Here is a 25,969-nt window from a genome sequence, read left to right as displayed (position 1 = left end):
CATGATGACAGTTCGACTGATTGCCCATACCCCGGAGCCCGAGAAGGTGGTGGCCGCGGCGGCCAAGCTGTGCTATTCCGACAGCCACATCACCGACCTGCTGGACGGCCTGGACGACGAAAAAACCGCCCGCTTCCTGAATATGCTCAGCGACCTGGGCCACGCCAGCCCCATCGAGCACGCCAGCTTTACCTTTGGCATCGAGGGGGTCAGCCGGTCTCTGCTGGCCCAGATTACCCGCCACCGGATCGCTTCGTTCAGCGTCCAGAGCCAGCGGTATGTCCGGCTGGATGACTTCCGCTATGTGGTGCCCCCCGCCATTGAGGCGGTGCCCGAGGCCAAGGAGGCTTTCCTGGCCAGCATGGAGGAGGACGCCCGCCGCTACCTGGACCTGGCCCATAAGCTGGAGGAGGGCCACGCGGCCCGCCTGATGGCCGAGGGTGTGCCCGAAAAGGAGGCCCGCCGCAAGGCCGAAAAGATGGCCAACGAGGACGCCCGCTTTGTGCTGCCCAACGCCTGTGAGACCAAGATGGTGGTCACCATGAACGCCCGCAGCCTGCTGAATTTCTTCCGGCTGCGGTGCTGTGAGCGGGCCCAGTGGGAAATCCGGCAGCTGGCCGATGAGATGCTGCGCCTGGTCTACCCGGTGGCACCCCATCTGTTCCGTACCGCCGGCCCCGGCTGCCTGGAAGGCCCCTGCCCCGAGGGCAAGATGTGCTGCGGCCATCCCGCCGCAGTGCGGGATAAATACCAGGCCCTGCGCGAAGGCGGTGCAGAGGTATGACGACAGAGGGAACCCGGGGCCGCCTGCTGGTGATTGACGGCCTGGACGGCAGCGGCAAGGCCACTCAGGCCCGGCTGCTGGCCCAGCATCTGACCGCCCAGGGACGGCAGGTACGCCAGATCAGTTTCCCCAACTATGCCAGCGATTCCTCGGCCCTGGTGCGGATGTACCTGGCGGGACAGTTCGGGGACAAGCCCGACGACGTCAACGCCTATGCCGCTTCCAGCTTTTTCGCCGTGGACCGCTATGCCAGCTATAAGACCGACTGGGGCACGTTTTATCGGGAGGGCGGCATCGTCATTGCCGACCGCTATACCACCTCCAATGGGGCCCATCAGTGCTCCAAGCTGCCCCCCGAGTCCTGGGACGCCTATCTGGACTGGCTGTTTACATACGAATACAAACTTCTGGGCCTGCCTGCGCCGGATGCGGTGATTTACCTGCGGGTGGACCCTGCGGTCAGCCAGCAGCTGATGACCAGCCGCTACCACGGCGACGAGAGCAAAAAGGACATTCAGGAACGGGACCTGGAATATCTGGAGCGGAGCCGCCGCGCCGCCGAATACTGCGCCCAAAAGCTGGGCTGGCAGACGGTGGAGTGCACCGAGGCGGGCCGGATGCGGACGGTGGAGGACATCGGCCGGCAGGTTCTGGCCCTGGCGGAGGCTGTGCTGGAATAAACGAAAAACCGAAGAATTTGCAATAAAATCAAGAAAAAGGGGGTATCTTAAAGATGTTTCGGCTGATGGAGCCGTCGGATTGGGCGGCTGTGAAAGAGCTTTGGGCTGCCCAGTGGGATGAGCCCGCCGACCAGGCCGAAAAGGCAGTCCGGCAGTTTGCCGGGGAAGAGAACACCTACCTGGCAGAGGAGAACGGTGTGCTGCAGGCGCTGGTTCTGGCAGTCCCGGTCACTTTGCAGGGGCGGCGGGGCTGCTACCTCTATGGCCTGTGCAGCCGGGATGACAACGACGCCGCCGGCCTGGTGGACTATGTGTTCAGCCAGAAAAGCCGGCAGGGCGCCGACTTTGTGGTGACGGTGCCCTCGGGCCCCCAGCGTTCGGCCTTTTATGCCGCCCGCGGTTTCAGCTGGGCCTTTGGCCTGCGCTGCCTCACCCGGGAGGTCCGCCGCAATCTGTGGAGCCAGGCGGATTTTGACGCCGTCACGGCCAAAAAGCTCTGTGAGCTGCGCCGGCAGTACTGCCCCGACAGCGTGGAGGTGGACCCCGCCCGGATGACGGTGGTGCTGGGAGAACTGTATGCCCGCGGCATCACCATCGTCTCCAATGACCACGGCTATGGCCTGTATTTCCGCAGGGAGGACACCCTCTTTTTTGTGGAGCTGATGGCCGACGATGACCGCGCCGCCGAAGTGCTGATGGAAGCCGCCCGCCAGAAGGAAGTGGTGGTGGAAAAAGCGGTGATTACCGTGGGCGCCGCCCAGCCCCTGTTTCTGGGGGAGGGCACGCGGCAGGAATACGGCATGATCCGGTTTGCCTGCGCCCCCTTTGACGTGAGCGGCAGCTATATGCGGCTGATGATGGAAAAGTAAGGCGGGCCCCTTCGGGCCCGGTTCCGGCCTGGCCGGACCTGCACAAGGAAGGAAAACGTTGTATGAAGGACGCGAAAACGAGCAAGCATTCTGCCCCGCACCCCAAAAAGCACACCCTGCGCCGGGTGATTCTGGCCCTGCTGCTGGTTCTGGTGCTGGCGGCGGGGGCGGTGGCCCTGCTGTTCCGCCGGGAGATCACCGGCGGCGGAGCCTCCGGCCAGACCGTCACCGTCACGGTGGATCAGGGCAGCGGTGTGGCCGCCATTGCCCGCAACCTGAAGCAGGCCGGCGTCATCCGCTTCCCGCGGCTGTTCCGCTGGTATGTGGGCCGGCAGGGCGCTGCCTCCAAACTGCAGTACGGCACCTTTGAGCTGGAACAGGGCGCGTCCTACGACGAACTCATTCAGGCCCTGTCGGTGTACGCGGCCGCCGAGTCCACCCGTCTGACCTTCCCCGAGGGCACCACCGCCATCGCCATCGCACAGCAGATGGAAAAGACGGGCCTGTGCACCGCGGAGGAATTCCTCACCGAGGCCAACGAGGGTGATTTCAGTGAGTACCGCTTCTGGCAGTACGTCCCCAGCGATGAGGAGGCCCCCGGCCGGTTCATGAAGTGCGAGGGCTATTTGTTCCCCGACACCTATGAGTTCCTCAACGACGGCACGGTCCACGACTATGTGGCCACCTTCTATGCCCGGTTTGACCAGATGATCACCGACGAGATCTACGCCAGCCTGGAGGAGCAGGGGATGACCCTGCATCAGCTCATCACTCTGGCGTCCTTCGTTCAGGAGGAGGCTGGCAACGACCAGGACAGCAACGTGGCCCAGGTGTTCCGCAACCGCCTGGCGGAGGGCTCGCCCTATCCGCGGCTGGAGAGCAATGTCTCCAGCTATATCCAGAGCGACGAGGACAACAACTACCTCTGGAACTGGGTGGCCCCCTGGTATGGGGGCTGGGACGCCATTCCCCAGGAGATCATCGACGCCTACGACACCTACAGCCGCAGCGGACTGCCGGCGGGCCCGGTGTCCAACCCCGGCCTGGAAGCCATCCGGGCTGCCCTGAACCCCCAGCCGGATGAGGAGGCCAAAGACGCCTATTTCTTTGTCACCGACCTGACCGGTCACTATTATTACGCCAAAACCCTGGCCGAACACCAGGCCAACGTCAAGACCGCGCGCCAAGTCAACGCCGGCCTGTGAGATGGAACAAATCAGAGAGGAACCGTTTTATGCTTGAGATTCCTGAGCTGCTGGCCCCTGCGGGGGACCTGGAGCGGCTGCGCTATGCGGTCTGCTATGGAGCAGACGCCGTGTACTGCGCCCTGCCCGAATTCGGGATGCGGTCTGCACCCGCCAACTTTACCCCCGAGGAGCTGGCCGACGGCGTGATTTACGCCCACGCCCGGGGCCGCAAGGTCTATCTGACCCTGAATACCCTGCCCACCAATGAGGAGGCTGACCGACTCCCCGACGCCATCCGTCAGGCGGCCGCCGCCGGTGTGGACGCTTTTATTGTGGCGGACCTGGGGGTGCTGGACGCCTGCAAGACCTACGCCCCCGACATCGACGTCCATATGTCCACCCAGACCGGCATCACCAACTATGCCTCGGCCATTGCCTGCCATAAGATGGGAGCCAAGCGGGTGGTGCTGGCCCGGGAGCTGAGCCTCACCGATATCGCCGTCATCCGGGACAAGACCCCGCCCGAGCTGGAGCTGGAAGCCTTTGTCCACGGCGCCATGTGCATGAGCGTGTCGGGCCGGTGCCTGCTGTCCAATTACCTCACCGGCCGGGATGCCAACCGGGGCCAGTGCGCCCAGCCCTGCCGCTGGAAATACTACCTCACCGAAGAAACCCGCCCCGGCCAGCTCTACGAAATCGGGGAAGGGGAGGGCGGCAGCTATATCCTGAACGCCAACGACCTGTGCACCGCCCCCTTCCTGGATCTGATCTGCAAGGCCGGCGTGGACAGCCTCAAGATTGAGGGCCGGGCCAAGACCTTCTACTACGTGGCCAGCGTGACGGCGGCCTACCGGCGGGCGCTGGACCAGTACCTGGCCGACCCCTTCGCCGAGGACTTCGACCTGGCCCCGGAGGTGTTCACCGAGCTGACCCGCACCAGTCACCGGCCCTATTCTCCCGGCTTCTATTTTGGCGCCGACAAGGCTCATCAGAACACGTCCAGCGCCGCCTACATCCGGGAATGGGAGTTTGTGGGCACGGTGGACGGCTGGGAAAACGGCGTCGCCTCCTGCCAGCAGCGGGGCAAGTGGTCTCTGGGTGACACCATCGAGGCCCTGACGCCCGACGGTTCCAGCATCCCCCTGACCCCCGCCTGGATTCACAACGAGGCAGGGGAGGAGGTCACCTCCACCCCCCACGCCATGGAAAAGTACACCATCCCCACCCCCGAGCTGCCTCCCATGAGCCTGCTGCGCCGGCACACCGCCGAGGGTTAACGATTCCAATACATGAAAAAACAAGCTGCCCCGCTCTCCCGGAACCAGTCCGGAAGGGCGGGGCAGCTCGCTGTATAAGGAGAAAGAAAATGACGTTTTAGAGGCTGTCCAGAGCCTGACGGGCGCGGCGGACCGCTTCAGGGTCGGTCTGCCACAGCTCAAATTCCTCAAAGCCCGGCAGGCCCATGGGCACGCCTGGCCGCCGGAAGATCATCCGGCTGGGAATGGTCTTTTTGCCCGACAGATGGTAGGACAGGATGCCGGTTTCCCGGGCCAGCAGGGGAATGTTGTCGGCATGGACGCCCGACCCGGCCAGAATCTCAATCCGTCCGGCAGCCTGCTGCTGCATCCGGGCCAGAAGCGCCCGGCCGGTATAGGCATCGGCGGCCTGGCCGCTGGTGAGGATGGTGTCCAGACCCAGGGCGCAGGCTGCTTCCAGGCAGGCCGAAGCGTCCTGACAGACGTCAAAGGCCCGGTGCAGGGCCAGAGCCACCGGCTGGCCCTCGGCGGCCCGGCGGGCGGCGGCGCAGATCCGCTCCATGGCGGGGACATTCAGCGCGCCCTCGGGGGTCAGCACCCCGGTGACGATGCCGTCCGCCCCGGCCTGAACCAGCTCGGCGGCCAGCTCTTCCATCTGGGCCAGCTCCCAGTCGTCGTAGCAGAAATCCCCGGCCCGGGGCCGCAGCAGGGCCCGCACCGGCAGGCCGGTCTCGGCCTTGACCTGGCGCACCAGGGCCAGACTGGGGGTGGTGCCGCCGATGGACAGGTCGGCGCAGAGTTCCAGGCGGTCGGCTCCGCCCTCCCGGGCGGCCCGGGCGCTGGCGGTGCTGTCCACACAGATTTCCAGAACTTTACGGGACATATGGGTCCTCCTTGGGATAGGATAGGCGCCCGCCGGCCCGAATATGCAGCCGGCGGGGCCAAATCTTGTTCAGGGGGCAGAAAACTCAGCGGACGCTCTCCAGGAAGCGCACGAAGCCGGCCTGGCCAGCCTCATCCCGCTTGTAGACGCCGGCGTCGGCCAGAACCTCGGCGAACACATGGCCGATCTCCTCCTCCACAATGGCGTGGACGTTGTCGGCGTTCAGGTCGGGGTGCTTGGCCAGCAGTTCACCGGCCCACTCGGCGTGCTTCTGGATGGCTTCGCCGTACTGGTCCACCGGGGTACGGTTGACCAGAGCGGTCTCCAGCTCGGCGATTTCGCCCTTCAGACGGCTGGGCAGAACGGCCAGGCCCATGACCTCGATCAGGCCGATGTTTTCCTTCTTGATGTGGTGGAGCTTGGCGTGGGGATGGAACACACCCAGAGGATGCTCGGGGGTGGTGATGTTGTTGCGCAGCACCAGATCCAGCTGGAACTTGCCGTCCCGCATCCGGGCGATGGGGGTGATGGTGTTGTGGGGCTCGCCGTCGGTCTCGGCAAAGATGAAGCAGCTCTCGTCCGAGTAGCCGCGCCATGCCGCCAGAATCTTGTCGGCCAGGTCCACCAGCTTCTCGTCGTCGGCGCAGGTCAGACGGATGCAGCTCATGGGCCAGCGGACAATGCCTGCCTCCACGTCCTCATAGCCGGGGAAGGTCCAGGTCTTTTCGATGGGAGCCTTGGCCATGGCGAACTCATAGCAGCCGCCCTGGAAGTGGTCGTGGCTCAGGATGCTGCCGCCCACGATGGGCAGGTCGGCGTTGCTGCCCACGAAGTAGTGGGGGAACTGGGCCACAAAGTCCAGCAGCTTGCGGAAGGTGGCCCGCTCGATCTTCATGGGGGTGTGCTCGCTGTTGAAGACGATGCAGTGCTCGTTGTAGTAGACGTAGGGGCTGTACTGCAGGTTCCAGTCGCTGTCGTTGATGGTGATGGGGATGATGCGGTGATTTTCACGGGCGGGATGGTTCATCCGGCCGGCATAACCCTCGTTTTCACGGCAGAGCTGGCACTTGGGGTAGGCGCTCTGGGGGGCCAGCTTGGCGGCGGCGATGGCCTTGGGGTCCTTTTCGGGCTTGGACAGGTTGATGGTGATGTCCAGGTCGCCATAGGGGGTCTTGGTGACCCACTTCATGTCCTTCTTGATGCGGTAGCGGCGGATGTAGTCGGTGTCCTGGCTGAAGGCGTAGAACCAGTCGGTGGCAGCCTTGGGGCTTTCTTCCTCGTACTTCTCCCAGAAGTTGGCCCGGACGATGCTGGGCCGCGGGGTCAGAACGCCCATCAGCTTGGTGTCGAACAGATCCCGTGCCACCGAGTTGTCCTCGCAGATGCCGCGGGCCACCGCGTCATCCACCAGGGCGGTGAGGATGGACTCTAGGTCGATGTAGTAGCAGTCGCCCTCGGGCTCCTCAAAGTTGTCCAGCTGCATGGTCATCAGGAGCTGGTTGCGGATGTAGATTTCGTCGTCGGGCAGGATCAGCCCGGTGTCCAGCCCGTAATTGACGAGCTGCTGAATTGCATTGTAAATCACAGTACAGCGCCTCCTTCAGGACGGATGGAAAGAACGTGGCAGCGGCCCTGGCCGATGATGGCCTCGATGCCGGCTTTGAAGGTGTCCAGTTTGTCCAGGGGGACAAAGGCCTGGACGGTGCCTGCGAATCCGCCGCCGTGGACACGGACAGCGCCCTCGCCGGCCAGCAGATGCTTGGCGGCGGCGATGGTGACGGCCACCTCCTGGTGGGCGGTGTAGCCTGCGGGGATGACGTTCTGCAGGTACTCCCAGCTGCTGCGGCCCGACTCGTTCACCAGGCTCAGGAAGGTCTCAAAGTCGCCGGACCGGAGGGCGGCCACCTGGCGGGCCACGCGGTCGTTGTCAGCGTAGATGTGGAAGGCACGCAGGACGGCGCGGTCGCCGCAGGCAGCGCGGCAGGCGGGAATGTTGGCCAGGAAGGTCTCAAAGGGGACGTCCCGCAGCACTTCGCCGCCGCAGACCTTGGCCACGCCGCGGCAGTCGGCGGGGATGGCGGCGTACTCGTCGGTCAGGTCGGCGTGGTCGGCGCCCGAATCCAGGATGCACAGAGCCAGGCCGGCCTTGGAGAAGTCCACGTCCACCGGCTCCACCATCGGGTTGGCGGGATCGGCAAAGTCGATGGTGATGATGTTGCCCACGCTGGAAGCCATCTGGTCCATCAGGCCGCAGGGCTTGCCGAAGTAGACGTTCTCAGCCCACTGGCCGATCTGGGCGATGGCGATGGGGGAGACCTTCTCCTCCATGAACAGCTCGTTCAGGATGGTGCCGATCAGCACTTCAAAGGCGGCACTGGAGGAAACGCCGCTGCCCTTGGGCACGTTGGAGGTGACATACACGTCCAGGCCCGACAGCTTGGCGCCCCGCTGGGCAAAGGCAGCGCACTCGCCCCGCAGGATGGCGGCGCTGGTGTTCTCCTCTTCCTTGCGGGCTTCCAGGTCGTTCAGGGCGATGGTGCACAGAGGATAGCCCTCGCTCTGGACCCGCAGTTCGCCCCGGTCGTTGGGGCCGGCGGCGGCGATCATGTCGATGTTGACGCTGCCCGCCAGAACACGGCCGTGCTGGTGGTCGGTGTGGTTGCCGCCGATCTCGGTGCGGCCCGGCGCACTGAACAGCGCTGCGGCGCTGTGGGGACCAAACGCTGCCTCCAGGCCGTCCAGGGCGGCGGCATAGCGGGCAGCCTGGGGCGCGGTCTCACTGGGCGCGCAGCAGTAGAGGGAGGCCAGCCGGGCGGCATGGACACCGTCCGCCAGCTCCTGCTTCCAAATACGGACATCCTTCATTCTCGTTTCCTCCTTATACAGTGCAGGGGGCCTGTTGTCCGCGGCCCCGGCGGTTTTCGTACAATTTAATAATAAAGAATTTGGATGCAAAATAACATGTATTATTGTTGCGTTTTGATGAAAAGTTGCAGAAAAACCATGTCCTGGCATTCGAGAAGGTTTTCACAAAAAAATTCTGACCTAAAAAAAGCTTTTAGCGCCTTTGTCAAATGCGGCCGGCGGCAGGACGGCCCTGTGTTGGATACAGCCCTGCGGCCGGGACCGGACGGTGATATATTTTATATGGAGAAAAGCGGCGGAATAAAAAATCCGCCGCAGCGCACAGGGCGCCGCGGCGGAGCAAACCGTTTTAAGGATTGGGAAAAGAATCAGCTTCGCTCCGGGCCGCACGAAGGGCCGGGAGCGCAAAGGAAAATACAGCACAAAGGCATACACAACCAGGGGCAGCGAAAAAACTCACTGTCCAGGGAAGGAATGCTTGTCCAAGCGCAAAACGAACGGGCGTTACAGCTGCTCGAAGAGATCGAACATACCGCCGACCAGTTCCTGGCTCAGATTGAAGACAGCGCGCACTGCGGTGAACAGCAGGGCGGGCACAAAGGTAAAGGAGATCGCAAAGACCGAGGATCCACGGTAAAAGTCGGTCAGATGCAGGCTGTCAAGGAAGTCGACAAGTGCATCTCGAACCGGGCCGCCGCCTTGGATCGTACGCTGCTCGGACGGAGTGATCTCTGCATAGTGTGCGGGCATGCGAAGATTCTGCATAGGAAAGCTCCTTTCTGTTAGAATGGGGTGGCAGGCACCGCCTGCCATGGGTTAAAGGTTAGAGGCAGTTATTACGCTGCGGCGGGCAGAGCACCCTGACTCTCAGCGGTGGCAGGAGTAAAGAACGCATCCTGGAAGGCCTTGATGAGGGGATCGATCAGAGCAGTGTAATAATAGGATGCCATGCTCAGACCATAGATACCGCCCAGCAGGCTGGCCACGCCCAGAAAAGCCCACTGAGAGCCATTCAGGGAGGAGAAGAAGTCCTTCATGAGCTTGTTGCCGGTGGTAGTTGTGGTGCCGACGAAGGCATTGGCCACCATCGAGACACCGGCGGTAAAGAACGAGCCGCCGATGAACATCAGGCCGTTGACCAGCACATTGACGCCGAACTGAATCAGCTGTTCCTGGGTGATGTTAAAGAGTGCACCACCGTCCAGATAGACCATCTCTTCCTGCGGGACAAGCGCATAGTGGGCGGGCATGGCGATCACACCCGATGAAGTTGTATATTCCATAAGTAGGGCTCCTTTCAAGGTTGGCCCCCGCAGCGGTTCGCGGGAACTGAGTTACCTGAATTATAGCATATTCATCAAAAAACAACAAGGCATCGCAGAGCTTGGTTTGGACAGGCTTTGTGAGGTTGTTGTGAAAAACACAAGCCAAAAACAACGTTCCTGCGAACATCAACTGCAAAACATGCCCAAAACAACCCGCGAAAAAATGTTCCTTTGCAATCTTTTTGCACAAAAAGAAAAGAGCCAGCCCGGACGCGCTTTTTGGCGGTCGAGACCAATTTTTGCCTTTGCATGCGGAAACCGCCGCACAGCTCCCGGAGGAACCGTGCGGCGGTTTCACATGCGCAAAATAAGGAGAAAGAAATAGAAGAAATCAGGGGAGGTTAGGTTGCAGCCGGGGCCCGGTCATACAGGCTGGTGAGCCCGGCGATGGTGTGGGCCAGATCCTGGGTCAGGGCGGCGGCATCCAGCCGCCACTGCCAGTTCCCGCCCTGGGTGCTGGGGGTGTTGATGCGGGCCTCGGGGCCCAGATGGAGCCAGTCGGCCATGGGGATGACCGCCAGCGCCGACACGCTGGACAGACAGGCGCAGATCATGGCGTCGGTGAGGCCATCGGGGGTGCAGCGCAGATACCGGCAGGCGTAGTCGATGTCCTCGGGGCTGGCGGACTGCTGCCAGCCCTGGGTGGTGATGTTGTCGTGGGTGCCGGTGTAGACCACGCTGTTGGCGGTGTAGGTGTAGGGGAGGTAGTTGCCCGGCTCCCGGCTGTCAAAGGCGAACTGCATGATCTTCATGCCGGGGCAGCCGCTGGCGGCCAGCAGGGCTTTCACCTCGTCGGTCAGATAACCCAGGTCCTCGGCAATGACGGCGTCCCGGCCCACGGCCTGGTGCATGGCGTCGATGAAAGCCAGGCCCGGGCCCTTGACCCATTCGCCGCCGTGGGCGGTGGTGTTGCCCGCCGGAATGGAGAAGTAGCTCTCAAACCCGCGGAAGTGGTCGATCCGCACCAGGTCGTAGATGGAGGTGGCGTGGCGCATCCGGCGCTTCCACCAGGCGAAGTCCTCGGCGGCGTGGCGGGGCCAGTCGTAGAGGGGATTGCCCCACAGCTGGCCGTCGGCCGCAAAGGAATCGGGGGGACAGCCGGCCACACGGGTCAGATGAACCTGACCGTCGGTCTGGAACAGCTCGGGCCGGGTCCACAGGTCACTGGAATCGGGGCTGACGTAGATGGGGATATCTCCGATGAGCCGGATGCCCTTGCGGTTGGCGTAGGCCTTGAGGGCGCCCCACTGGTGGTAGAAGAAGAACTGAACCGCCTTGTAGTAGTCGCAGCGATCGGCCAGCCGGGCCTGGGCCGCGGCGATGGCGTCGGGCTGGCGGCACCGCAAATCATCGGGCCAGTCGGCCAGACCGGCCTGACCCTGTTCCTCTTTGATGGCCATGAACAGGGCATAATCCTCCAGCCAGGAGGCCTGTTCCTCACAGAAACGCTGGTATGCAGGGGAGGGGGCAGCCAGCAGCCGCTGGGCGGCCCGGGCCAGAATGAGAGGACGCTGGTTGTACAGGGCCCCGTACTGGATGGGCCCCACCTCCTCGGCGGGGGGCAGCTCTTCCGCGGTCAGAAGCCCCTGCTGGGCCAGCAGGCCGAAGTCGATGAAGTAGGGGTTCCCGGCAAAGGCGGAAAAACTTTGGTACGGGCTGTCCCCGTAGCCGGTGGGGCCGATGGGGAGAATCTGCCAAAAGGTCTGTTTTGCCTCGGCGAGGAAATCCACGAACCGGTAAGCCTCATGGCCCAGCGTGCCGATGCCATAGGGACCGGGCAGACTGAATACCGGCATCAGGATGCCGCTTGCACGCATGAAAACTCCTCCTTAACCCTTGACGGCGCCGGCGATGACGCCCTCGATGATGTATTTCTGGCAGGCCACATACAGGATGATGATGGGGACAATGGCGATGATGATGCAGGCCATCATGGGAGCCAGCTCCACGCGGCCGTAGCCGCCGCGGAAGTACTGGATGGCCATGGGGATGGTGCGGTATTTCTTGATGTCCAGCACCAGGGTGGGCAGCAGGTAGTCGTTCCAGACCCACATGGTTTCCAGAATGGCGGTGGAGATCATGGTGGGCTTGAGGATGGGGAACACAATCTTGAAGAACAGCTGGATGGGGTTGCAGCCGTCGATCATGGCCGATTCCTCGATCTCGATGGGAACGCTCTTCATAAAGCCGGTGAACATAAAGACCGCCAGGCCGGCGCCGAAGCCCAGATAGATGATGCAGATGTTCCAGGGGGTGTTGAGCTTGAGGGTGTCGGCGGTCTTGGACAGGGTGAACATGACCATCTGGAAGGGAACCACCATCGAAAAGACGATCAGCAGGTTCATGCCCTTGGACAGGGCGTTGTGAACGCGGGTCAGATACCAGCCGCACATGGAGCAGCACAGCAGGATCAGAAAGACGCTGGTGACGGTGATGACCAGGCTGTACAGGAAGCTGGACAGGAAGTTCATCTTGACGATGCCGTAGATGTAGTTGCTCAGACCGGCGAAGTTCTCAGCGGTGGGCAGGGCAAAGACGGTGGATGTGGTGAAGGTGCCCTCCACCTTCAGGCTGTTGATGAAGATCAGGACGATGGGATAGACCCACAGCAGGCAGAGGATCACCATGATGGCCGTCAGGATGTTGTTGGACAGGCGTTTGGTCTTGGACATCAGGACTGCACCTCCTTCGAACGGGTAAAGCGGAGCTGAATCAGGGAGATGGCCACCACGATCAGGAAGAAGACCACGGCCTTGGCCTGGCCGATGCCCTTCCACTGGGCGCCGCTGCGGCCGTAGAAGGTGGAGTAGATGTTCAGGGCCAGCATCTCGCTCAGGTTGGAGGGCTCGCCGCCGGTCAATGCCACGTTCTGGTCGAACAGCTTGAAGCTGTTGGTGAGGGTCAGGAAGGTGCAGATGGTGATGCTGGGCATCACCAGGGGAACCTTGATCTTAAAGAGGATTTCCCGGCCGGTGGCGCCGTCGATCTTGGCGGCCTCGATCAGGTCGTTGGGCACGCTCTGGAGGCCGGCAATGTAAATGATCATCATATAGCCGATCTGCTGCCAGCACATCAGGATCACCAGGCCGATGAAGCCGTAGTGTTCGTCCAGAGCCAGCAGGGGCTTGCCCAGGTTGGCCAGGATGCCGTTGAGCAGAATCTGCCAGATGTAGCCCAGCAGGATGCCGCCGATCAGGTTGGGCATGAAGTAGACGGTGCGGAACAGGTTGGTGCCGCGGATGCCCCGGGTCAGGACCAGAGCGATGGCGAAAGCAAAGACGTTGATGAGGACGGTGGACACCACAGTGAAAGCTGCGGTGAACCAGAAGGCGTGGATGAAAGTGGAGTCCTTAAAGACCTGGATGTAGTTGTCGAAGCCCACGAAGGTGGTCTTGGACACGGTGGTGAACCGCTGGAAGGAAAGGTAAATGCCCCAGATGAACGGCCAGATAAAGCCGATGATAAAGGCCAGCAGGGTGGGCAGGACAAAAACCGGCCAGTATTTGCTGATGGTTTTCTGCATGGATGATACCTCCTGATACAGATGAAAGGGTGCAGGGACGCAAAAAGCAGGGGCGGGCCTGCTGCTGCCCGCCCCTGCCGATGGTCCTTGCTGTCACAGCGGGCAGCCGGAGAAGGATCAGCCGTTGGCCAGCTGATACTCGGTGGCCCAGTTGTCCACGAAGGCGCTGACCACGTCGTCCCAGGTGCCGGTACCGGCTGCGTAAGCAGTCAGAGCGCTGCCCAGCATGTTCTTCCACTCCTCGGAAGGCATGGTGGAGAAGCACCAGTCAACGGGGGTCTTGCCAGAGGCGACGTATTCGTCCGAGATGACGTTCAGGGGGTTGGTGGGAGCCTTTGCGCTCTTGAAGGGGATGACAAAGCCCATGTCGTCGGCCATGGCGGCGGTGCCTTCCTCGCTGGAGACACACCAGTGGATGAAGTCCAGAGTAGCCTGGATGTCTTCCTCAGAGGAATTGTTGTTGACGCACCAGAAGTTCTCCGAACCGGTGCACAGGCCCTGGTTCTCCTCGCCGTCGGCGCCGATGTAAATGGGGATCATGCCCAGGTTGTCGTCGCCCAGATCCTTGATGTCGGTGTAGGCCCAGGTGCCGTTCTGATAGAAGACAGCCTGCTTGTTGACGAACTCAGCCACAGCGTCGTTGCCGGTCTTGCTGGCCAGGACGGTGGGGTCACAGGTGGAGTCGGTGATGTACAGATCGAAAATCTGCTTGTAGTTGTCCAGATAGGTGCCCTTGATGGCGTCGGTGGAGGAGATGCCGTCGGCCTTGTACTCATAATAGATGGGCAGGTTGGCCAGGTGGGTCTTGTAGCGCCAGTCGGAGGAAGCGTCCATGCCGGCGGAGGTGAAAGCGCCCTGGATGCCCAGCTCGTCCTTGCGGGCCTGGATGTCGTCGGCCACAGCCTTCAGGGTGTCAAAGCTGGTGATGTCGTCCTGGGTATAGCCGGCGGCGGTCAGCAGCTCTTTGTTGTAGATGATGCCGTAGGTCTCGATGACGTAGGCGATGCCGGCCACGGCGTCGCCGTCCTTCAGGGCGAAGGAATCGCTGGTCAGCTCGCTGTACAGAGCCGAGCCGGACAGATCGTAGCAGTAGTCCTTCCAGTTGGCCAGACCCACGGGGCCGTTGACCTGGAACAGGGTGGGAGCCTCGCTCTTCTCCATCTCGCTCATCAGGGTGGTCTCGTACTGGTTGGCGGCGGCGGTCACGACGGTGACGGGCACGCCGGTGGACTCGGTGTACTTGGCGGCCAGGTTCTGCCAGGCCTCATCCTGCTCGGGCTTGAAGTTCAGATAGTAGACCTTGCCGCTGGCAGCAGGAGCGGTGGAACCAGCGGTGCTGGAACCGGTGGAAGCGGCGGTGGAACTGCTGGAAGAACCGCAGGCGGCCAGAACACCGGCAGCGGATACAGCGCCGGCGGCCTTCAGAAAGTTGCGGCGGGAAATCATCTTTTTCATAGTTCTTCTCCTTCGTCATATCGTGTGAAAGGTGTGTATGTCCGTTCTGCCCAACCCGGGCAGAAAAGAGTCGAAATCATACGGCGGAACCGCCGCGGGGCGGGCGAACGCTTTCGCCCTCCTGGATGGTGGGGGCCAGAATCACGGTCTGGGCCGGGGTGCCGTGCTCGATCTGACGGATCAGCAGCTCCACGCACCGCAGCGCCAGCTCGCCGGTGGGCTGCACCATGGAGGCCAGAGCCGGCACGCAGTACCGGGACATGGAGATGCCGTCGAAGCCGATCACCGAGATGTCGTCGGGCACCTTGTACCCGGCGCTGGCCAGAGCGCGGATGACACCGATGGCGATGACATCGCTCATGGCAAAGACGGCGGTGAACTGGGCCCGGCGGGCCAGCAACCCGTTCATGGTGTTGTAGGCCGACTCAAAGCTGTAGTTGGACAGGCCGTACAGCCGGGGGTCCAGGGTGAGGCCGTTGTCCTCCATGGCCTGCTGTGCGCCCAGTCGGCGCATCTTGCTGGGATGGCTGGAAACCGGTCCGCCGATGACGCAGATTTTCCGGTGCCCCTGGGCGATGAGGTAGGTGACGGCCTGATAGGCAGCCGCCTGGTCGTCCACACCCACCATAGACAGGTTGGGGAAGTTCAGCTCATCCGACACCACCGTGGCCAGAACAGCCGGGATGGTGATGGAGTCAAAACTCTGGCGGAAATTATCCACGTTGCCGCCCAGGAAAATCATACCCTTGGGCTTGATTTCCCGGAGGATTTTCTCGGCGGCCTCCATCTCGTTGGCGTTTTCATCCAGATAGGAAACGATGCCGCTGTAGCCGTACAGCCCCACCACCTGCTGCAGGTGGACCAGAAAGTCGGCAAAAAACATGTTCTGGGTGCCCTTGACCACAAAGACCACGCTGCGGGACTGCTGGATTTTCAGCTGGCGGGCGTTGGTGTTGGGCACAAAGCCCACCTCCCGCATGATCCGCAGCACGTGCTCCTTGGTTTCGGGGCGGACGTCGGGGCGGTCGTTGATGACCCGGGAAATGGTGCTGACCGAGCAGCCGCTGATCCGGGCGATGTCCTTGATCGTCATGTGCAGCAGCTCCTTCCTCCGGTCGGCGTTGGTTTTGTTTGCGGGATCGTTTACGGAAACGTTACCGACAAGCTTATTATGGCACACATGTCCAAAAAATGCAAGAACACACTGAAAAGTTTGTGAATATCATTCCATGGCGCAGATAATTTTTGTGCAGTTTGAAATGACGTAAACGCAGGAAGCCCGGAAATTGCGAAAATTCCCGGTAATTATGTGAAAATTTCAGTTCGCGCCAGCTGCACGTCTTGTACACAACGATACTATGTGAAATTTTGAGAACGCACCGGAGCGCTCTCCCCGGGCCTCCGGCGCCCTTCCCGGAACCGGCAAAAAGGCCGGTCCGGGGCAGGGGCTTGCCTGACCAAAGGCTTGGTGGTATACTGTCCCCAGCGGACAGCGTGGCCCCTGCGGCGCGCTGTCTTTTTTGATTGGAAAGGGAAGGTGTTCTGGTATGAAAAAGCCTGTCATTGGCCTTGTGCCCATTGTGGACCCGGCGCAGAACCGCTACGGGATGACGCCGGCCTATTGCAAAGCGGTGGAGGGGGCAGGGGGCCTGCCCCTGATGCTGCCGCTGACGGCGGATTCGGACGACCTGGCCCGGCTGGTGGAGCTGTGCGATGGCATTCTGTTCACCGGCGGGCCGGATATCCACCCTGCCCGCTATGGCGAGGAGACGCTGCCCGCCTGCGGCACGATTGTCCCCGAGCGGGACGCGATGGAGGATGCCCTGCTTCAGGCGGCGCTGGCGGCGGACAAGCCGGTGCTGGGCATCTGCCGGGGAATTCAGGTCCTCAATGTGACTCTGGGCGGCACCCTCTGGCAGGACCTGCCCAGCCAGTACGGCGAGACCATCGGCCACAGCCAGCCGGAACCCTATGACCAGCCCTGCCATGCCGTGACAGTGCTGGCAGATACCCCGCTGGCGGCCCTTCTGGGAGAAGGGGAGATCGCCGTCACCAGCCGCCATCATCAGGCCATCAAGGAGCTGGCGGGGCCCCTGCGGGCCATGGCCGCTTCGCCGGACGGCCTGGTGGAAGCGGTCTGGATGCCGGGCAAACGGTTTGTCTGGGGCGTTCAGTGGCACCCTGAGAGCATTTTCTCCACCAGCCCGGAGAGCCAGAAGCTGTTCGCCGCCTTTGTGGAGCAGTGCAGATAAGGAGAAGGTATGGAAGGGGATTTTTATCGGATGACCTGGAATCCCCCGCAGGAATAACCCCGCAGAACAACAAAAGGAAAAGCCGAAGGGCGGCCCTGGAAAGGACCGCTCTTCGGCTTTTGGCTTAGAGTTGAGAACAATGGGGTTCGGCCGGGAACATCAGAACCAGGCCGGAGTCACAGTGGGAACATAGCCGCACAGCTTGGGAATGAACAGGCTGATGTCGGGGATGAAGGTGATGAGCAGCAGGGCCACGATCATGCACAGATAGAAGGGCAGGGTGGCCTTGACGACGGCGCCCATGGGGCGCTTGGCCACCGCCGAACCGATGAACAGGACCGAGCCGACCGGCGGGGTCAGCAGGCCAATGCCGCAGTTGAGCATGACGATGATGCCGAACTGGATGGGGTCGATGCCGATGGAGGTGGCGATGGGCAGCAGGATGGGGGTGGCGATCAGGATGATGGGGGCCATATCCATGATGCAGCCCAGGAACAGCAGGATCAGGTTGATGAGCAGGGCCAGCAGGATCGGGTTATCGGTCACGCTGGTGATGGCGTTGGCCGCCAGATCAGGCACGTGCAGGGTGGTCATGCAGTAGCCGAACACGTTGGAGGTGGCGATCAGGATCAGGACGATGGACAGGGTGTGGACGGCGCTGTCCAGCTCTTTCCAGACGCCCTTGAGGTCGAGGCCCTTGTAGACAAAGAGGGCGACGAACAGGGAGTAGAAGACGGCGATGGCGGCGGACTCGGTGGCGGTGAACCAGCCGGCGGCCACGCCGACCACGACGATGATGATGGCGCCGGCCGCCCAGATGGACTGGCCCAGCTGGCGGATCAGGTTCTTGATGCTGAACTTGTCGCCGCGGGGATAGTTGTTTTTGACGGACAGGATGTAGACGCCCACCATCAGGCTGACGGCCAGGACGCCGCCGGGAAGGTAGCCGGCCAGGAAGAGGCTGCCGACCGAGATGCCGCCGGCGGTGGTGGCGTAGATGACCATGTTGTGGCTCGGGGGCACCAGAATGCCCTCGACCGACGAGGTGATGGTGATGGCGGTGGAGAAGTCGGCGTCATAGCCCTGGTCCACCATCATGGGGATGAGGATGGCGCCGAGGGAGGCGGTGTCGGCCGCGGCCGAGCCCGAAATGCCGCCGAAGAAGTAGGAGTCCAGAACGTTGACCATGCCCAGGCCGCCGCGCATCCAGCCGACGCAGGCGTTGGCCAGCGCGACCAGTTTATCGGACAGGCCGCCCGACCCCATCAGCATACCCATGGTGATAAAGAAGGGGACGGCCATCAGGCTGTAAGAGCTGATGCCCTTGACCATCTGCTGGCAGACGGTGGCCAGGCTCAGGCCCTGATACATCAGGCAGAAGATCGAGGACAGCGCCACCGAATAGGCGATCGGGAAGCGCAGCAGGATCATGACCAGGAACGAGACCAGTAGGATCGCAATAGCGGGTACGTTAACTGCCATATCACACTTCCTCCTTCAGGCAGATGCCGCGGATCTCCTCATAGATGCACTCCAGCTCAAAGACGATCATGGCGATGCCGGCCAGGGGCACCGGGAAGTACATCCAGAAACGGGAAACGTTGGGCATCGAGACATAGGTGCCGCGGGCGCCGATGGTGGTGGCGTACTGCAGGCCGACCACCAGCATGACAATGCCCAGGACCAGAACGGCCACGTCGGCCAGGATGTTCAGGAAGTGGAGCATCGGCTTGGGAATATAGCGGTCGAACGCATCCATCCGGATGTGCTCTTTATGGCGGATGGCGATGGCCGCCGACAGAACGGCCATGTAGCTCATCAGGGTCAGGACGACCTCTTCGGTCCAGGACGGCGAGGTGATAAACGGGATATAGCGGCCCAGCACCGAATAGCCGGTGATGATGATATCCGCGATCAGCAGCAGCTTGCAGATGGTCATGACGATCTTGTCGGTCACGTCGTAGATCGGGCGCAGCTTATCCATGGCTGCAAAGAATGCTTTCATCAGGATTCCCCCTTTGCTCAAAATACGCGGGGCGGCATTGAACGGGCCGCCCCGCCCGCATCATTTGGGCGCAGGCTCCGGTCAGGCCATGTCGACCAGCTGCTGATACAGGTCCTCCAGGCCCTTGGTGTTGTCGGTGATGACCTGGGCGCAGGCTTCCTGCCACTCGGTCTTGTCGGGGACGTCGACCACGTTGCAGCCCTCGGCTTTCAGCTCTTCCAGGACGCGGTTCTCCTCGTCCTCGGACAGGCTGGCGTTGAACTCCTGAGCGTACTTGCCGGCCTCCATGATGCAGGCCTGCTGGTTGGCGGTCAGCTTGGCCCATGCGTTATCGGTGATGACAACCTGCACAGCGCCCAGGGTGTGGCCGTCCAGGATCAGGTTGTTGGCAACCTCGGGGAAGGCGTTGGACTTGTAGTTGGCGATGGGCTGCTCGGCGCCGTCCACAACGCCGGTCTGCAGCGCGGAGTACAGCTCGTTGAAGGAGACGACGGTGGGGGTGGCGCCCAGACCCTCGACCAGGCCGTTCATGACGGGGTCATTGGAGACGCGCAGCTTCATGCCGGCCAGGTCGGCGATGCCGGCCACCGGATCGACGGTGAAGAAGTGGCGGAAGCCCTCCTCGCCGTAGAAGATGCCGCGGACGGGCAGGCCCAGCTCCTGGGGCTCGTTCAGGAAGTCGGGGGCGAGGTCGGAGTTGGCGAAGTTCCACCAGTGCTCGCGGGAGACAAAGGTATAAGGCAGGCTGAGCAGCATCGACTTCTGGCAGCCGTAGCTGGTCAGCGCGAAAGCCGAGATACGGGACAGGTCGATGGTGTCGCCGCCGGCCAGGATGTTGTCCAGGACGTCGTTCTCAGAGCCCAGAACGCCCGAAGCCTGCAGGTCGATGGTGATGGACCCGCCGGACAGCTCCTCAACCTTCTCCTTGAAAGCGGTAGCAGTCTGGCCGACGATGGTGTCCAGAGGGTTGACCTCAGCGTAAACCAGGGTGACAGCGGGATCGCTGGCGGCTGCAGCAGCGTCGCCGGCAGCTGCCGAGGAAGCAGTGCTGGTGGCCTGGGATGCAGCGGTGGAGCTGCTGGAAGAACCGCAGGCAGCCAGAACGCTGGCGGCGCCCACGATGCCTGCACCCTTCAGAAAGGAGCGGCGGCTGATGGCACGATGCTCAAAATTGGATTTCATAGTTGTTTCCTCCCTTTATGTTTCCTTCTCAGGATGGGAACGGCATTTACAGGTTTTGCCGGCTCCCATCACCGCGCAGATGCACGCGGCGGCCAATCCGGTCAGTGACTTCAATTTAATATTTTTTTCATGAATCTGCAAGGGGTTTGAAAAAATATACTGGTTTTTGAAAGGAATTACGAATACTTTTTGTGCTTGTTTTCTGTTTTTTGGCTCAACTTTTTGTACAAAACAGGAAAACCGGGCTGCCCTTGGGCAACCCGGCTGGTACAATCTTTTTCAGCTTTTCGATCCGGGAAGAACCGCTCAGGCGGCCTCCTGAATCTTGCGGATGATCTTCTCCTGGTCGGCGTATTCCTCGTAGATGGGGGCCACCGCCTCCCGGAAGCGGCGCAGTTCGGCGTCGGACAGGGAGGTCACCGTCACGCCGGCCTCCCGCATCTTGGCCTCCGACTCGGCCTCGGCCTGTTTCCACAGTTCCCGCTCCAGCAGCCCCGCCTGGCGGGCGCAGTCCTCCACGATGGAAGGGTAGGAGGGGTCCAGGTCGGCCAGCTTCTTCATGGCCTCGGCGCTGGCCAGCATCAGTTCGGGAATGCGGGTGTGGCCGTCCAGCAACATATACTTGGCCACCTCGTAGTGGCCGGTATAGTCGTAGCTGGGCCAGTTGTTTTCGGCCCCGTCGATGTCCTCCTTGGCCAGGGCGCTGTAGACGTCGTCGTAGGCCAGACGCACCGGAACCGCCCCCAGATCCTGGATGATCTCCTCCATCAGGCTGGACTCCGCCACCCGGATGTACAGGCCCTTCAGGTCGTCCAGACTGGTCACCGGCTCGTTGGTGTAAAAATGCCGGACGCCCGCGTCAAACCAGGTCAGGGCGGTCAGGCCGATGGAGTCCTGAATGGAGGCCAGAAAGGTCTCCCCGATGGGGCCGTCCAGCACCCGCCACATGTGGTCGCTGTCTTTATAGAGGAAGGGGAGCTGCAGGACGTACAGTTCCGGCATGAATTCGCCCAGGGACATGACCGAAATGCGGGAAAAGTCGATGCCGCCATATTCCATCTGCTCCACCACGCTGTCCTCGCTGCCCAGAACGCCGTTGCTGTAGACCCGGATCTGGACCCGGCCGCCGGTTTTCTCCTCCACCAGATCGGCAAAGGCGTAGGCGGCCTCGGTGGTGGGGTAGCCCTCGGGCTGGTTTTCGGCGTAGCGCAGGATCAGATCAGGCATGTCCTTGGCGTCGGCGGCAGGGTCCGGCGCGGTGATGGCCAGTACCAGGCCAAAGAGAAGGACTGCCGCAATGGCCAGCAGCGCCAAATGCCACCGCCGCATCATGGAGCCTGCTCCTTGTGGCGGCGGGCTGCCTCCCGCCGGTACTGGGTGGGGGTCAGGCCGGTCTTTTTCTTGAAAGCCCGGGCAAAATAGCTGGCGTCCTCGTAGCCCACCATGCCGGCCACCTCGGCGGTGGGGCGCAGCGGGTCGGTCAGCAGCTCACAGGCTGCCTGGATGCGCACCTCGGTGAGGTAATCCAGAAAGCCGATGTGCTGATACTTTTTGAACTGAGTGGACAGATAGGCCGGGCTGATGGACAGGATGTCGGCCACGCTGTCCAGAGATAGTTCGTACATGTAGTTCTCCCGCAGGTATTTCTTCACCTGGGCCATCAGCTGGCCCATCTGGGTGTTTTGGACGTCGCTGTCCTCGTCCTCGGGGGTCTGTTCCACCGCCGCCGGCGCCAGATCCGTCAGCCGCCGCTCCACCTCAATCTGGGACAGAGCCCGCCGGATGGCGGCCTCGGCCTCGTCGGGCACCACCGGCTTGAGGATGTAGCCGCAGGCCCCCAGCCGCATGGCCTCGTAGGCGTACTGGAACAGGCCGTAGGCCGTCACAAAAATGATTTTGCACCCGGGCAGCCGGGCCAGAATGGTCCGGGCCGCATCCAGTCCGTTGACTCCCGGCATTTCAATGTCCATCAGGATCAGTTCAGCCCCCAGAAGCAGGGCTGTGTCCACTGCCCGGCGGCCGTTGTCGGCGGTGTGGATTTCTACCTCGTGCTCAAAGCGGCGGGATACCAGGTCGGCCAGGACTTCCCGCTCCATCTCCTCGTCGTCGGCGATCAGGATTTTATACATCGTCGCACTCCTCCTCCGGTTCGATCAAGGGCAAAAACAGCACCGCCCGGGTGCCGTGGCTGGGGGATGTGTGCAGGTACAGGCGGCCCGGCGGGTCCAGCAGCCGCAGCCGGGCGGCCACGTTGCTCAACCCGATGTGCTCGCCCGTCTCGGGCACTTCGTGCAGCCGGCCCCGCACTTTCTGCAGGGCGGCGCGGTCCATTCCCACGCCGTCGTCCCGCACCGCAATGTACAGCAGACGGTACCGGGGCAGCCGCCGGATCACGATTTGCACCGTGCCGCCGGTTTCCCGCGGGATGATGCCGTGTTTGAAGGCGTTTTCCACCAGCGGCTGGACAATGAAGGACGGGACCATGGTTTCGGTCAGGTCGATGTCGTCGGCTATGTGCCAGGTCAGATGCACCCGGTCCCCGAACCGCACATGGTAGATGGCGAAAAATTCCTCGATGATGCGCACCTCGCGGGAGAGGGGAACCTGCAAATCATTGCTGGCCAGACTGTACCGCAGCAGCTGGGACAGGGCAGTGATCAGGGTACGGGTGCGGGGGGCCTTTTCTTCGTCCGAAACCCGCAGAATGACCCCCAGGGTATTGAACAGGAAATGTGGGTCGATCTGGCTGCGCAGATGCTGCAGCCGGGCCCGTTCCACCGTGTTCTGCAGCTCCAGGGCCTCGGTTTCCCGGCGGTGGAGCTGGCGCTCAATCTCGTTTTTCTCCTGCAGGGTCTTGACCTGCCGGTCCATGGAGTGCTTCATCCAGTTGAACGCGCCGGCCAGCTGGCCGATCTCGTCGCCCGCCTGGGCCACCACCACGTCGGGGGTGTCAAAGTCGCCCTGGCCGATGGCCCGGGAGGCCACAATCATCTGCTGGACCGGGTCCAGCAGCCGCAGCACCGAATACACCACCAGCGCGCCAAAGGCCAGGCAGAGCAGGGAAGCCACCGTCTGCATGGCCTTGATCTGTTCGTTTTGGGCCGAGAGAAGGGTGTAGGTGCTCTGGCCCTCGCTGATGGCGGTCTGGAGCAGCTGGCCGGTGTACTGCTGCAGATAGTGACCGCAAACTGCAATTTCGGTGTAATATAAGCTGGCCGCCGCGATGGCGTCGCCGGTCTTGAGCAGGGCGGCCATCCGGTCCATCAGGACATCGTAGTTGGCGTAGGTGGTGCGTACCGCTTGGGCCAGAAGGTATTGTTCCTCGCCCACCTCGGCCAGATCGCCGTCGATGTGCCGCAGCCAGGCGTCCGCCGTGGTGGAGCCGCTCTGGAGTGTCTGGGACAGGGCGGTGAGGTCGCCGTTTTCCCAGCGGAAACTCTCCAGCGCCGTGAGCTGGCTCTCGATGCCGCTGGAAAACTGGCTGATGGAATGGAAGTTGCCGGTCTGACGGTCCAGCTGATCCAGAATCACGTTGGACTGGTAGTGATTGACATAGAGCTGCACCAGCAGTGCTGCGAAAAATGCCGTGAAGAACAGCAGGATTCGCCCTTTCAGGGAGATGTGCCGCTGGAACCAGTGCATGGGGCGCCTCCTTTGTTAAATGATGTTTTATTATACAATACCGTCAAAAAATCTGCAAGCCCAATCAAAATGCCCGGTCTGCCTTGCAGCTGGGCCGGTGAAATGGTATCATAAAGGAAAACAAAGACCCCGGAGGTAACCCTATGTCTGGCAAAAATACCGTCCTGTCGGTCCCGGTCCAGCTGGATACGGGCATGTTTCGTGATTTCGCCTTGTTCGATGTGCTCCAGCGCCAGAAACGGTGGAAGCGGCCCCTGCTTTTTGCAGTGCTTATGCTGGCTTTTGCGGCCATCTGCTTCAGTCAGGTGGGCGTGCGGGAAGGCGCGGCCCTGCTGGGCGGCGTCCTCACGGCGGTGGCTCTGGGCCTGCCGCTGGTGTATTTTGGGATGTTTTTCCGCTCGGTGAGCCTGCAGGCCAAAAAGATGGGCCTGTCCACCCCCAAGTCGGTGTACCGTGTGGAATTGGGCCCCGACGGCGTCGGCATGTGGCCGGCGGGCCAGCAGGACAAGGCCCAGCCCGCTGCCTCCCACGACTGGGAGAGCGTGTACGGCGCCTGGCGCACCGCCCAGGCCGTCTATCTTTACATCAACGCCACCCGGGCCTATCTGCTGCCGGCGGAGGAAATCCCCGGCGGAGCGGACGCGGCCTGGACCCTGCTGGGTGAACATCTGCCCGCAGAAAAATTGCACGTAACCCGCTGAAAAGGAGGCTTTTGCCATGGAAAAACAGCATCAAAACCAGGTGTGGGTTCCCCACAGTGAAACCCTGCCCGAACCCGCAGGGGAGGGGGTCACCCGCCGCGTGCTGGCCTACGGCCCCGAGCTGATGTGTGTGGAGAACACCTTTGCCGAGGGCGCAGTGGGGGCACTCCACAGCCACCCCCACACCCAGATCACCTATGTGGTGTCGGGCCGCTTCCGGTTCACCATCGGGGATACCACCCGGGAGGTGGGCCCCGGCGACACCATGCTGAAACAGGACGGGGTGCGCCACGGCTGCGTCTGCCTGGAGCCGGGCATCCTGCTGGATATCTTCACCCCCATGCGGGAGGACTTTGTCTGACCTGGGACCTTTGCCTGAATGAAAAAACCGAGAGCCGCAGAGGCTGCCGCTGCGGCTCTCGTTGCGTGCAAGGGTCCTGCTTTTGGCCGAATGACGCGAAAAAAGGGAAGCAAACAGGCGCCCGTGCGGATGCAGAGCGCCTGCTTGCTGCCCTTTCGGACAGACCAAAAGAATCTATATTGGAAGCTTTAGAGGATGTCGTTTTTACTGCTCGTCCTTGTCAACGGGCTTTTCTTCTGCGGCATGCTCGCAGACGGGACGCTCGGGCTGATAGACGATGCCGCCGCAGGTGGGAGGCCAACCAAACCGCTCCTCAATGATGAACTGGGACAGCAATTTCTTGCCTGCATTTTCCAGGTGATTCATACACTTAACCTCCATACATCTTTTGCTTGAGTTGTTCAATCCATACAAGCAGCACGCTGATTAAAACGCTGTAAAAGCTGAAAACCAGGACCTGCCGTATTCCCAGAATGAAAGTAACGCCCTGCACCAGCAAAACGCCGAGAAGAATCTCGTTTTTCTTCCGGATATTCGCCTGGACCACCTCCGCCTCAAAATGCAGCTGCGGGGGATAAATCGGAGGGAGCAGGAACGCGATGGCCAGCACCGCCAGATCCAAACCCCACGCGGCGTATGGGCTCGCATGCAGCAGGGCGGGCCCCAGCAGAAACAAAACCAGCAGGGTCATGGCTGTGGTCATGGACAGACAGAGCCAGGCATAGGGCGCATGCCATCCGCCGATGCGGCTGCGCAGCAGGTACAGGGGCAGCATAAAGACCCAGACGTTCACAAACTGGCCGGACAAAATAGAGCAAACCAGAAGAATCAGAAGAAAACAGATCTGAAGCAGCTTCTTTTCCACTACATACAGACACCAGGGAGCATTGCTTTCTTCCACCCAGTTGCGGGCGACAAAATACGCTGTAATGCGGGATGAAATCGTATGCAGCATAAGGTGCCCTCTTTCTTTTTTACAAATTTACCACATTTTCTCCG

At 61.8% G+C, this 25,969-nt stretch carries 26 protein-coding genes; 8 read left to right on the top strand and 18 right to left on the bottom strand.

Annotation, left to right across the window (positions count from 1 at the left end; all coding sequences use genetic code 11):
- Position 1 precedes the first annotated feature (1 nt).
- From thyX to B5F27_RS01710, 5 genes are all read left to right on the top strand, one after another.
- Positions 2-784, top strand: coding sequence for an FAD-dependent thymidylate synthase (thyX, locus tag B5F27_RS01730; RefSeq protein WP_087247207.1), 783 nt, complete (start codon positions 2-4; stop codon positions 782-784).
- A complete protein-coding gene (locus tag B5F27_RS01725) occupies positions 781-1,464 on the top strand; it encodes a deoxynucleoside kinase (RefSeq protein ID WP_087364239.1) in 684 nt (227 codons plus the stop codon). The genes thyX and B5F27_RS01725 overlap by 4 nt, the downstream gene beginning before the upstream one ends.
- Positions 1,465-1,517: 53 nt before the next feature.
- Positions 1,518-2,333, top strand: coding sequence for a hypothetical protein (locus B5F27_RS01720; RefSeq protein WP_087247203.1), 816 nt, complete (start codon positions 1,518-1,520; stop codon positions 2,331-2,333).
- A 62-nt stretch (positions 2,334-2,395) separates the two neighbouring features.
- Complete coding sequence (gene mltG, locus B5F27_RS01715) at positions 2,396-3,538, top strand: endolytic transglycosylase MltG (protein WP_087364237.1); 1,143 nt, start codon at positions 2,396-2,398, stop codon at positions 3,536-3,538.
- Between the two features lie 29 nt (positions 3,539-3,567).
- Positions 3,568-4,797, top strand: a complete 1,230-nt coding sequence (locus tag B5F27_RS01710) for a U32 family peptidase (RefSeq protein ID WP_087364235.1) — start codon at positions 3,568-3,570, stop codon at positions 4,795-4,797.
- Between the two features lie 97 nt (positions 4,798-4,894).
- On the opposite strand, the gene B5F27_RS01705 is transcribed toward B5F27_RS01710, so the two are convergent.
- The 10 genes from B5F27_RS01705 to B5F27_RS01660 form a co-directional block, all read right to left on the bottom strand.
- The gene (locus B5F27_RS01705; protein WP_087364233.1) at positions 4,895-5,659 is read right to left on the bottom strand and encodes a copper homeostasis protein CutC; all 765 of its coding nucleotides are present in this window, start codon (positions 5,657-5,659) and stop codon (positions 4,895-4,897) included.
- An 85-nt stretch (positions 5,660-5,744) separates the two neighbouring features.
- Positions 5,745-7,244, bottom strand: coding sequence for a UDP-glucose--hexose-1-phosphate uridylyltransferase (galT, locus tag B5F27_RS01700; protein ID WP_087364231.1), 1,500 nt, complete (start codon positions 7,242-7,244; stop codon positions 5,745-5,747).
- Positions 7,241-8,524 (bottom strand): galactokinase family protein, encoded by a 1,284-nt coding sequence (locus B5F27_RS01695; RefSeq protein ID WP_087364228.1) that lies wholly within the window; start codon positions 8,522-8,524, stop codon positions 7,241-7,243. Before B5F27_RS01695 ends, galT begins: the two co-directional genes overlap by 4 nt.
- A 504-nt stretch (positions 8,525-9,028) precedes the next feature.
- Positions 9,029-9,289, bottom strand: a complete 261-nt coding sequence (locus B5F27_RS01690) for a hypothetical protein (RefSeq protein WP_087247191.1) — start codon at positions 9,287-9,289, stop codon at positions 9,029-9,031.
- Between the two features lie 71 nt (positions 9,290-9,360).
- On the bottom strand, positions 9,361-9,807 hold the full coding sequence (locus B5F27_RS01685; RefSeq protein WP_143405375.1) for a hypothetical protein: 447 nt from the start codon (positions 9,805-9,807) through the stop codon (positions 9,361-9,363).
- Between the two features lie 383 nt (positions 9,808-10,190).
- Positions 10,191-11,666 (bottom strand): 4-alpha-glucanotransferase, encoded by a 1,476-nt coding sequence (gene malQ / locus B5F27_RS01680; RefSeq protein WP_087364226.1) that lies wholly within the window; start codon positions 11,664-11,666, stop codon positions 10,191-10,193.
- 12 nt (positions 11,667-11,678) lie between these two features.
- Entirely contained in the window at positions 11,679-12,521 is an 843-nt protein-coding gene (locus B5F27_RS01675; RefSeq protein WP_087364224.1) for a carbohydrate ABC transporter permease, read from the bottom strand.
- On the bottom strand, positions 12,521-13,372 hold the full coding sequence (locus B5F27_RS01670; RefSeq protein ID WP_087364222.1) for a sugar ABC transporter permease: 852 nt from the start codon (positions 13,370-13,372) through the stop codon (positions 12,521-12,523). Before B5F27_RS01670 ends, B5F27_RS01675 begins: the two co-directional genes overlap by 1 nt.
- Before the next feature lie 117 nt (positions 13,373-13,489).
- The gene (locus tag B5F27_RS01665) at positions 13,490-14,827 is read right to left on the bottom strand and encodes an ABC transporter substrate-binding protein (protein ID WP_087364219.1); all 1,338 of its coding nucleotides are present in this window, start codon (positions 14,825-14,827) and stop codon (positions 13,490-13,492) included.
- A 76-nt stretch (positions 14,828-14,903) separates the two neighbouring features.
- A complete protein-coding gene (locus B5F27_RS01660) occupies positions 14,904-15,920 on the bottom strand; it encodes a LacI family DNA-binding transcriptional regulator (RefSeq protein ID WP_164488767.1) in 1,017 nt (338 codons plus the stop codon).
- A gap of 454 nt (positions 15,921-16,374) precedes the next feature.
- Between B5F27_RS01660 and B5F27_RS01655 the strand changes: the two genes are divergently transcribed.
- Positions 16,375-17,079, top strand: a complete 705-nt coding sequence (locus B5F27_RS01655; RefSeq protein WP_087364216.1) for a gamma-glutamyl-gamma-aminobutyrate hydrolase family protein — start codon at positions 16,375-16,377, stop codon at positions 17,077-17,079.
- A 159-nt stretch (positions 17,080-17,238) separates the two neighbouring features.
- On the opposite strand, the gene B5F27_RS01650 is transcribed toward B5F27_RS01655, so the two are convergent.
- From B5F27_RS01650 to B5F27_RS01625, 6 genes are all read right to left on the bottom strand, one after another.
- Positions 17,239-18,561, bottom strand: a complete 1,323-nt coding sequence (locus B5F27_RS01650; protein ID WP_087247174.1) for a TRAP transporter large permease — start codon at positions 18,559-18,561, stop codon at positions 17,239-17,241.
- A 1-nt stretch (position 18,562) separates the two neighbouring features.
- Positions 18,563-19,084, bottom strand: a complete 522-nt coding sequence (locus B5F27_RS01645; RefSeq protein ID WP_087247172.1) for a TRAP transporter small permease — start codon at positions 19,082-19,084, stop codon at positions 18,563-18,565.
- Positions 19,085-19,165: 81 nt separating this feature from the next.
- Positions 19,166-20,266 (bottom strand): TRAP transporter substrate-binding protein DctP, encoded by a 1,101-nt coding sequence (gene dctP, locus B5F27_RS01640; RefSeq protein WP_087247170.1) that lies wholly within the window; start codon positions 20,264-20,266, stop codon positions 19,166-19,168.
- 306 nt (positions 20,267-20,572) lie between these two features.
- Positions 20,573-21,598: a TRAP transporter substrate-binding protein gene (locus B5F27_RS01635; protein ID WP_242962025.1), complete on the bottom strand. Its 1,026-nt coding sequence runs from the start codon at positions 21,596-21,598 to the stop codon at positions 20,573-20,575.
- Positions 21,595-22,395: a helix-turn-helix domain-containing protein gene (locus tag B5F27_RS01630; protein ID WP_087364213.1), complete on the bottom strand. Its 801-nt coding sequence runs from the start codon at positions 22,393-22,395 to the stop codon at positions 21,595-21,597. Before B5F27_RS01630 ends, B5F27_RS01635 begins: the two co-directional genes overlap by 4 nt.
- Complete coding sequence (locus B5F27_RS01625) at positions 22,388-23,908, bottom strand: histidine kinase (RefSeq protein ID WP_087364211.1); 1,521 nt, start codon at positions 23,906-23,908, stop codon at positions 22,388-22,390. The genes B5F27_RS01630 and B5F27_RS01625 overlap by 8 nt, the downstream gene beginning before the upstream one ends.
- A gap of 143 nt (positions 23,909-24,051) precedes the next feature.
- Between B5F27_RS01625 and B5F27_RS01620 the strand changes: the two genes are divergently transcribed.
- Entirely contained in the window at positions 24,052-24,609 is a 558-nt protein-coding gene (locus B5F27_RS01620; RefSeq protein WP_087364209.1) for a hypothetical protein, read from the top strand.
- A gap of 16 nt (positions 24,610-24,625) precedes the next feature.
- Complete coding sequence (locus tag B5F27_RS01615; RefSeq protein ID WP_087364207.1) at positions 24,626-24,970, top strand: cupin domain-containing protein; 345 nt, start codon at positions 24,626-24,628, stop codon at positions 24,968-24,970.
- A gap of 204 nt (positions 24,971-25,174) precedes the next feature.
- Here the strand turns inward: B5F27_RS01615 and B5F27_RS16740 are convergent, their stop codons facing one another.
- Positions 25,175-25,336 carry a hypothetical protein gene (locus B5F27_RS16740; RefSeq protein WP_158098177.1) on the bottom strand — a complete coding sequence of 54 codons (162 nt, stop codon included), beginning with the start codon at positions 25,334-25,336 and terminating at the stop codon, positions 25,175-25,177.
- Between the two features lie 4 nt (positions 25,337-25,340).
- Positions 25,341-25,925: an accessory gene regulator B family protein gene (locus B5F27_RS01610; protein WP_087364205.1), complete on the bottom strand. Its 585-nt coding sequence runs from the start codon at positions 25,923-25,925 to the stop codon at positions 25,341-25,343.
- Between the last annotated feature and the right edge of the window lie 44 nt (positions 25,926-25,969).

Origin of the sequence: Faecalibacterium sp. An192, from assembly GCF_002160175.1 — a bacterium.
Classification (GTDB): Bacteria; Bacillota; Clostridia; order Oscillospirales; family Ruminococcaceae; genus Faecalibacterium.
This window is presented reverse-complemented; position numbering and strand designations above follow the sequence as displayed.